Genomic DNA, 6265 nt, shown 5'->3' with positions numbered 1-6265 from the left:
GGCGGGCCGGGTGCGTGGCGCCCGGCACGTCGGTGGGCGTCACCGCGCCGTGGCTGCGCCGCGACGAGCGCTGGTCGCGCTCGCGGCGCCGGCTGCGCATGGCCGTCATCAGGTCGAGCGGGTCGGCGTGGCCGCGGCCGTGCGCGTCCGTCGGGCCGTCGACCCCGCCGTCCGCCTCGATGTCGTAGACCGCGCCGTCCGGCACGGCGGCGAGCCGGGCACCGCCGAGCGGGCCGTCGGTCTCGGGGGCCGCCTCGCTGAGCCACCGTGCCTCGTCGTCGGCCGGGGTGACCGAGCGGCCGACCGGGTCGAAGTGCCAGCGGGCCTGCCGGTCGCGACCGCCCGCGCTGAAGGAGACGACGACGGTCCAGGGGCCGTCGTCGGTGCGCCAGCTGTCCCACTGCACGTGGTCGGCGTCGACGCCGCGGCCGGTGAGGCGGCGCAGCACCTCGGCACCGAGGGTGACCTGCCCGGCGCCCGGACGACGCAGCCGCACCTCGCGCGCGGTGGTGGCCACGTGCTCGCGCTCGGCCAGCACGGGACCCTCGTAACGGCGCACCTTCTCCAGCGGCCAGCCCGAGGCCGCGGCGATCTGCTCGGCCGTGGCGCCGGACCGGATCCGGGCCTGCACCTCGCGCGGTCGCAGCCCGCCGCCGATCTCGATCTGGAGCTGGCCGAGAGCGGCGCGGTCGCGGCGGACGGCGGCGCGCAGCGCCTCGTCGACGCCGAGAAGGAACCGCTGGCCCTCGCCGTCGGCGAGCACCAGGTGCTCGCCGTCGTCGTGGACCCCGATGAGCTGCAGGTCGTGCATACGGACTCCTCGATCGGGTGGCACCCCCGACTCTGCCACCCGGGGCGGCCGGATCCTGGCAGGCGCGCCCTAGGGTGGGGAGCCGTGATCCTCCCCGACGCGCGGCTGCAGCTGGTGCTCGACCTGGTCGGCGTGCTCGTGTTCGCCGTGTCCGGCGGGTTGGTCGCGGTCAAGAAGCAGCTCGACCTGTTCGGCGTCCTCGTGCTGGCCACCGTCGCGGGCCTCGGCGGCGGGGTGCTGCGCGACCTGCTGATCGGCGCCGTGCCCCCGGTCGGCATCACCGACTGGCGGCTGCTCGCGGCCTGCGCGGTCGGCGGCCTGCTGACGTTCTTCTGGCACCCGGCCTTCGGGCGGATCTCCCGGCTGGTGCGGGTGCTCGACGCCGCGGGCCTCGGCGCGTTCTGCGTGTCGGGCGCGCTCAAGGCCCTCTCGCTCGGCGCCGGCCCGATGACCTGCGTCATCGTCGGGACGCTGTCGGCCATCGGCGGCGGCATGATCCGCGACGTCCTGGCCCGCGAGGTGCCGGAGGTGCTGGTGCGCGAGCTCTACGCCGTCCCGGCGGCGCTGGGCGCGACGGTCGTGGTGGTCGCCCACGAGCTCGGCGTCCTCGGTCCCGGCGTCGCCCTCGGCGCCGCGGTGCTGGTGCTCGCGCTGCGCGTCGGCGCGGTCGTGCTCGACCTCAACGCCCCCAGGCCGCTGCGCACCGGTCCTCCTGGCACCATCGAGCGGTGACGACCTCGCCCGCCGACCCGTACGACGCCCTGCTGCTGCTGTCCTTCGGCGGGCCGGAGCAGCCGGACGACGTGATGCCGTTCCTGCGCAACGTGACCGCGGGCCGCGGCATCCCGGACGAGCGGCTGGCCGAGGTCGCCGAGCACTACGACCACTTCGGCGGCCGCAGCCCGATCAACGACCAGAACCGCGCCCTCGTGGCCGCCCTCGAGGCCGAGCTCGCGCGCCGCGGCGTCGACCTGCCGGTGCTGTGGGGCAACCGCAACTGGGGGCCGTTCGTCACCGACGCGCTGCGCGAGGCGCACGCGGCCGGGCACCGCCGCGTCGTCACCGTCACGACGAGCGCCTACTCGTCCTACTCGAGCTGCCGCCAGTACCGCGAGGACCTCGCGGGCGCCGTGCTGGCCCTGGCCGACGAGGGCCGGGCGCTGGACGTCGACAAGGTGCGCCCGTACTTCGACCACCCGGCGTTCGTCGAGCCCAACGCGCGGGCCGCCGCCGCGGCGCTCGCGGACCTGCCCGTGGGCTCGCACCTGGTCTTCGTCACCCACTCCGTGCCGGACGCGATGGACGACGCGAGCGGGCCGGGAGGCGACCTGAGCCCGGCGTACTCGCGCCAGCACCAGGACGTCGCCTCGGTCGTCGCCGACGCGGTGAGCCGGGAGGTCGGCCGGTCGGTGCCGTGGGAGCTCGTGTACTGCTCGCGGTCAGGCCCGCCGTCCCAGCCCTGGCTGGAGCCGGACGTCGGCGACCACCTGCGCGCGCTGCACGCGGCCGGCGTCCCCGGGGCGGCGGTGTGCCCGATCGGCTTCGTGAGCGACCACCTCGAGGTCGCCTACGACCTCGACACCGAGGCGGCCGAGGTCGCCGCCGAGATCGGGCTGCCGTTCGCGCGGGCCGCGACCGTGGGCACCGACCCGGTCTTCGTCGCCGGGCTCGTCGACCTGGTGCTCGAGCGGGCGGCGGAGGCGCGCGGCGAGCAGCCGGCGCACCCGGTGGTCGGGGCGCTCGCCCCCCGCCCGTCGGTCTGCCCCGTGGGCTGCTGCCGCAACCTGCGCGCCGAGCGTCCCGCGGCCTGCGGCGAGGACTGGACGGCGCCCGCCGTCGACCCGGCGGGCGCGCGATGACCAGCGCGGCGGACGCCGCCCTGCTGCACGACCTGCTGGCGCTCGCCGAGCGAGCAGCGCGCGCGGCCGGGGTGCTGATCCGCGACGAGCGGCCCGACGACCTCGGCGTCGCGAGCACCAAGTCCAGCCCCACCGACGTCGTCACGGTCATGGACGAGCGCAGCGAGCAGCTCCTGCGCGAGCTGCTGCTCGGCGAGCGTCCGGACGACGGCCTGCTGGGCGAGGAGGGCGACGACGTCGCCGGGACGTCGGGCGTCACCTGGGTCGTCGACCCGATCGACGGCACGGTCAACTACCTCTACGGCATCCCGGCGTACGCGGTGAGCGTCGCGGCGGTTCAGGGCGACCCGCGCGACCCGGCCGGGCACGAGGTGCTCGTCGGCTGCGTGCACAACCCGGTGCTGGGCGAGACCTTCACCGCGACGCGCGGCGGCGGGGCGTTCCTCGACGGCCGGCCGCTGCGGGTGAGCGAGCAGGACGACCCGGCGCTGTCGCTGCTCGCCACGGGGTTCGGCTACGACGCCGACCGGCGGCGCCACCAGGCCGGCGTCGTGGCGGCGCTGCTGCCGGTCGTCCGAGACGTGCGCCGGATCGGCAGCGGCGCGCTGGACCTGTGCCAGGTGGCCTGCCGGCGGGTCGACGGGTACTACGAGCGCGGCCTGAAGCCGTGGGACCTCGCGGCCGGCGGGCTGGTCGCGCGCGAGGCCGGGGCGCTGGTCACGGGGCTCGGCGACGCGCCTGCGGGCGAGGACCTCGTGGTCGCCGCCGGGCCGGCGCTGCACGCCCGGCTGCAGGCGTTGCTGGCCCCGCTGCGTCCGGATGTCGACGCGGTGTGATGCTCGCCCCGGCCATCAGGCACAATCCCTGTCTCGACCCGGGCACAAACTCGCCCCTCTCGGCGTTATCCCGCCGCGAGCAGCACGAGATGTCGCTCCACGAGCACTCAGCAGCACCAGCAGCACCACCTGTTCCACCCACAGCGAGACCCCGCGGAGGGCGACCCGAACCATGGCGACCGACTACGACGCGCCGCGCAAGACCGACGACGAACTGAACGAGGACAGCCTCGAGGAGCTGAAGGCCCGCCGGGTCGACAAGAGCTCATCGTCGGTGGACGTCGACGAGACCGAGCAGGCCGAGGGCTACGAGCTGCCCGGGGCCGACCTGTCCAACGAGGAGCTCTCGGTGCGGGTCCTCCCGCGCCAGGCCGACGAGTTCACCTGCTCGCGCTGCTTCCTGGTCAAGCACCGCAGCCAGCTGTCCGGCGAGAGCAAGGGTCAGCCGGTCTGCCTCGAGTGCTCCTGACCTGCCTCACCAGCACCACCTGACCCCTGCGACGGCTCGTCGCGCGCGGTCCCGGCCCCAGCGGCCGTGATCGCCGCGGCGAGCCGTGCTGGTTCCCGCGACGACAGCAGCCAGTACGGCGTCGGGTCCTGCGGGTCGACCACCTCGACCAGCACGGCCTCGTGGATCCACCCGCGGGTGCACAGGTAGGCGCGCGCGTCGGCCTCGGGCCCGCGCAGCGCCTTCGTGCGGGCCGCGTCCAGCACCCGCACCCGCCCGAGCAGCGCCACCGGGATGTGCGCGCGGCCGGCCCGCAGCTCGCCGTCCGCCACCTCGAGCCGCGCGCTGGAGGCGAGCAGCGCCGCGACGACCGCGGCCACCGCCACCAGCGAGACGCCGAGCGCCACCACGGCGCCGAGCGCGCCGAGCACGGTCAGCCCCAGGCTCGCCGCCACCAGCCCGCAGACCACCCACACCGCGGGCGAGGGCAGCAGCAGCTCGCGGTGGACGACGGCCGGGCCGGTGGGTGCGCTCACCGGCCCAGGGTGGCACGCGACGTCCGGACGGGCAGGGACTAGGGTCGCTGCCGATGAGCGAGGACGAGCGCGGCGGCCCCGGGACGGGGTCGACCGTCGAGGTGCTGGTGCAGCGGCTGGACCACGAGCTGCCCCTGCCGGCGTACGCGCACCCCGGCGACGCGGGTGCCGACCTGGTGACCCGGGTCGACGTCACGCTCGGTCCGGGGGAGCGGGCGACGGTGCCGACCGGCATCGCCATCGCGCTGCCGCCCGGGTACGCGGCCTTCGTGCACCCGCGCTCCGGCCTGGCGGCCCGCCTCGGCGTGACGACGCTCAACGCGCCGGGCACCGTCGACGCCGGGTACCGCGGCGAGATCCAGGTCAACCTGGTCAACACCGACCGCACCACGCCGGTCACGCTGCACCGCGGCGACCGCGTGGCCCAGCTCGTCGTCCAGCGCGTCGAGCACGCCGGCTTCACCGTCGTCGACTCCCTGCCGGAGTCGGTGCGCGGGGCCGGCGGCCACGGCTCCACCGGCGGGTTCGCCGGCACCGCGGCCGCACCCGGCACCAACATCGGGGCCCTGGCCCCGGAGGGAGAGATCTCGTGAGCCTGTTCAAGCGCCGTCCCAAGGACGAGGACGTCGACGAGGTCGACGCCCTCGACGCCGCGACCGACGGGTCCGACGACGGCGGCGGCGACGACGACGCGGACGACGGCCGCTCGGCGCCCGCCGCGGGCGACGCCGTGACGTTCGACCGCCAGGGCGGACCGTTCGACCGCGAGGAGGTCGACGGGCCCGACGGCCGGCTCGAGCTGGGCGCGCTGTGGCTGCCGATGGTCGACGGCATCGAGCTGCAGCTGCAGATGGACGAGGGCACCGGCCAGGTCACCGGCGCGTTCGTGGTGCTCGGCGACGCGGCCGTGCAGATCCAGGCGTTCGCGGCGCCGCGCACCGAGGGCATCTGGCGCGAGGTGTGCGACGAGATCGCGGCCGGCATCACCGAGCAGGGCGGCACCGCCGACCCGGGCTACGGCCGCTTCGGCCGCGAGCTGCTGGCCCGCGTGCCGGCCCAGCAGCCCGACGGCAAGGTCGGCTTCCAGCCGCTGCGCTTCACCGGCGTCGACGGGCCGCGCTGGCTGCTGCGCGCGGTGTTCCACGGCCGCGCCGCCGTCGAGCCCGAGAACGCGCAGGTGCTCGAGGACCTCGTGGCCGGCGTCGTCGTCGACCGCGGCCGCGAGCCCATGGGCCCGCGCGAGCTGCTGCCGCTGCACCTGCCCAAGGGTGCCGACGTCCAGGGCGACGTCCCGGCGGCGGCGGTCGCGCCCGGCGACGACCCGCGCGAGTCGATCGCGCAGGACGAGCAGGCCCGCAGCTACGACGACCTCGCGCCGTTCCGCCGCGGCCCCGAGATCACCGAGCGCCGCTAGGTCCCCTGCGCCGCAACGCTTCCAGCGCGCGGACGGCGAGGCGGCCGACCCGGCCGGGGTCGTCCCCGACGTCGGCCAGCGCCAGCGTCCGCAGGGTCGACCAGGGCAGCGCGCGGCGCCACCGGCGGGCCACGGCCACCGGGTGCAGCGGGTCGTCGTGCCACCCCACGACCGTTGCGGCGCAACGGGTCGAGCGCAGCTGGGCGGACGTCGGCGCCGCACCTCGCGCGGTGGTGGCCAGGGCGCGCACCAGGGCGTCGTCCGAGCCGTGCCGGGGCCACGAGCGCTCGAGCTCGCCGCGCACCCACCCGGGCACGTCGTCGAGCACCGCGCGCGACCCGCGCCGGGCGACGTCGTCGGC

8 protein-coding genes and 1 pseudogene are annotated in these 6265 nt (G+C 76.5%); 6 read left to right on the top strand and 3 right to left on the bottom strand.

Annotation, left to right across the window (positions count from 1 at the left end):
- Positions 1-811, bottom strand: an 811-nt coding sequence (gene sepH / locus ACYVJ4_RS06315; RefSeq protein WP_460459263.1) for a septation protein SepH, incomplete at its 3' end; no start/stop codon positions are given.
- Between the two features lie 84 nt (positions 812-895).
- On the opposite strand from sepH, the gene ACYVJ4_RS06310 reads away from it, so the two are divergent.
- The 4 genes from ACYVJ4_RS06310 to ACYVJ4_RS06295 all read left to right on the top strand — a co-directional run bounded on the left by ACYVJ4_RS06310 (position 896) and on the right by ACYVJ4_RS06295 (position 3975).
- A complete protein-coding gene (locus tag ACYVJ4_RS06310) occupies positions 896-1543 on the top strand; it encodes a trimeric intracellular cation channel family protein (protein WP_460459262.1) in 648 nt (215 codons plus the stop codon).
- Positions 1540-2670, top strand: coding sequence for a ferrochelatase (locus ACYVJ4_RS06305; protein ID WP_460459261.1), 1131 nt, complete (start codon positions 1540-1542; stop codon positions 2668-2670). The genes ACYVJ4_RS06310 and ACYVJ4_RS06305 overlap by 4 nt, the downstream gene beginning before the upstream one ends.
- Positions 2667-3506: an inositol monophosphatase family protein gene (locus ACYVJ4_RS06300; RefSeq protein ID WP_460459260.1), complete on the top strand. Its 840-nt coding sequence runs from the start codon at positions 2667-2669 to the stop codon at positions 3504-3506. Before ACYVJ4_RS06305 ends, ACYVJ4_RS06300 begins: the two co-directional genes overlap by 4 nt.
- A gap of 172 nt (positions 3507-3678) precedes the next feature.
- Positions 3679-3975 carry a DUF4193 domain-containing protein gene (locus ACYVJ4_RS06295; RefSeq protein ID WP_460459259.1) on the top strand — a complete coding sequence of 99 codons (297 nt, stop codon included), beginning with the start codon at positions 3679-3681 and terminating at the stop codon, positions 3973-3975.
- On the opposite strand, the gene ACYVJ4_RS06290 is transcribed toward ACYVJ4_RS06295, so the two are convergent.
- The gene (locus ACYVJ4_RS06290) at positions 3948-4490 is read right to left on the bottom strand and encodes a DUF3093 domain-containing protein (protein ID WP_460459258.1); all 543 of its coding nucleotides are present in this window, start codon (positions 4488-4490) and stop codon (positions 3948-3950) included. The genes ACYVJ4_RS06295 and ACYVJ4_RS06290 overlap by 28 nt on opposite strands.
- Positions 4491-4543: 53 nt before the next feature.
- Between ACYVJ4_RS06290 and dut the strand changes: the two genes are divergently transcribed.
- Positions 4544-5083: a dUTP diphosphatase gene (dut, locus tag ACYVJ4_RS06285; RefSeq protein WP_460459257.1), complete on the top strand. Its 540-nt coding sequence runs from the start codon at positions 4544-4546 to the stop codon at positions 5081-5083.
- Complete coding sequence (locus tag ACYVJ4_RS06280; RefSeq protein WP_460459256.1) at positions 5080-5904, top strand: DUF3710 domain-containing protein; 825 nt, start codon at positions 5080-5082, stop codon at positions 5902-5904. Before dut ends, ACYVJ4_RS06280 begins: the two co-directional genes overlap by 4 nt.
- Here the strand turns inward: ACYVJ4_RS06280 and ACYVJ4_RS06275 are convergent.
- Positions 5888-6265, bottom strand: a pseudogene (locus ACYVJ4_RS06275) (alpha/beta hydrolase); the annotation flags it as partial. The gene ACYVJ4_RS06280 and the pseudogene ACYVJ4_RS06275 overlap by 17 nt on opposite strands.

This window comes from Angustibacter peucedani, assembly GCF_054779595.1.
Note: the sequence above shows the minus strand (reverse complement) of the source record. Positions and strands in the feature narration are given on the sequence as shown.

Coding starts and splice junctions, on each gene's coding strand:
- ACYVJ4_RS06300 (WP_460459260.1), top strand. CDS start 2,667: ATGACCAGCGCGGCGGACGCCGCCCTGCTGCACGACCTGCTGGCGCTC.
- ACYVJ4_RS06295 (WP_460459259.1), top strand. CDS start 3,679: ATGGCGACCGACTACGACGCGCCGCGCAAGACCGACGACGAACTGAAC.
- dut (WP_460459257.1), top strand. CDS start 4,544: ATGAGCGAGGACGAGCGCGGCGGCCCCGGGACGGGGTCGACCGTCGAG.